At 65.4% G+C, this 1,338-nt stretch carries 2 protein-coding genes; both read left to right on the top strand.

The genetic code is table 11. The features are described from left to right. Window positions 1-557: alpha/beta hydrolase-fold protein (locus RT054_RS16465; RefSeq protein ID WP_313025691.1), on the top strand; the 557-nt coding region annotated here is incomplete at its 5' end. Between the two features lie 123 nt (window positions 558-680). Beyond that, window positions 681-1,338, top strand: a 658-nt coding sequence (locus RT054_RS16460; protein ID WP_313025689.1) for a hypothetical protein, incomplete at its 3' end; no start/stop codon positions are given.

The following is a 1,338-nucleotide window of genomic DNA, read 5'->3' as shown; positions in this document are numbered from 1 at the left end:
CGGGGTGGGGAATTTCAGTGAGCAGAACTGGGGAGATTCACCTGAGCGCCATCAAATGCGCCGACCTCGCAGGGCAGCCCAAGATCGGCACCTTCCTCGACACCGACGTGCCCCACCTCATCAAGACGGACTTCCGCGTCATCGGTGACAAGACGGGGTGGGGTGCGACCGGAGTCTCCTCCGGCGGCTACTGCGCCGCTGCCGTCGCGATGCGCAAGCCTGACCTGTTCTCGTTCGCCGCCCCGATCGACGGGTACTTTCACATCGATTCCAACCTCGCCGCTGGCAAGACCGCCGCGGCCAAGGCCACCAGCCCCTTCGCGCTGGCCACGTCCGCGGCGCCACCGATCACGATGCACGCCTGGTACGGCACCGGGCACAACAACGGGCAACTCTCCAAGCAGCGGAGCATCGAGTTCTCGAAGGTCGTCCGGCCGCCGACCGTCTACACGGCGATGGAGATCCCCAGCGGCGCGCACTCGTGGACGACGTACCGCCAGATCATGCCCGACGTCTTTTCCTGGTTCTCCGGAGTCCTCGCCAAGCCGACCCTGTGACTTGGTGACCTTCTCTCACCTTCTGGTGGCGTACCGCTCGGGCTGCCCCCGTCGTCGGTACGCCTGGGAGCCGATGAGTGGCGTTCCTTTCAGATGGAACCGAGGAGTGTCGAACGGAGCGCCATGCAGAAGGACGACATCACCGCCCAGAACCGAGCCGTCGAAGCCGTGATGGAGGCGGTAGCACGAATCGACGCAGCGGAGTTCGACGCCTATCGAGGGGGATGGCCGGGGCAGGTGGGAATGGCCTTGGTCGATGCCGTCTTCTCGATCCGCGCCCGGTACGACGCATCGGTCCTGCCGCGGCTGCGCACGTTGAAGGATCAGCACCCCGAGATCAGTGACGACTTGCAGGCACTCGTCGACCTCGGTGCCGACGAGCTGCGCCGCGTCATGGGGAGTACCAAGACAGCGGGTCGTTACAAAGCCGAGTGTGTCATCGACGCGGCAACCGCCATGCTCGCTCTCACGCCGTCTCTGAGTCACGCCGAAGGGGTTCGTCAACATGAAGATGCGGCACGGGCCGCGTACACGAGTGTCCGCGGCTTGGGCCCCGTGACAGCGACCTACTTCCTGATGCTCCTGGGGAAGGACGGGGTCAAGGCCGACACGATGATCACGCGTTTCGCCAACGCGGCGTTGGCGGCTGAACGACTGGGTTCTGCGACCTCGGATGAGGCCGGAACGCTGTTGACCCGGGCCCATGCCAGGAATGGCCACGGCGTCAGCCTCACCGCGTACGAACACGCAGTGTGGCGGGCGAAAGGGCGGGTTCCGTCAC

This window comes from Mobilicoccus sp. (assembly GCF_032060985.1).
Taxonomy (GTDB): domain Bacteria; phylum Actinomycetota; class Actinomycetes; order Actinomycetales; family Dermatophilaceae; genus Mobilicoccus.
This window is presented reverse-complemented; position numbering and strand designations above follow the sequence as displayed.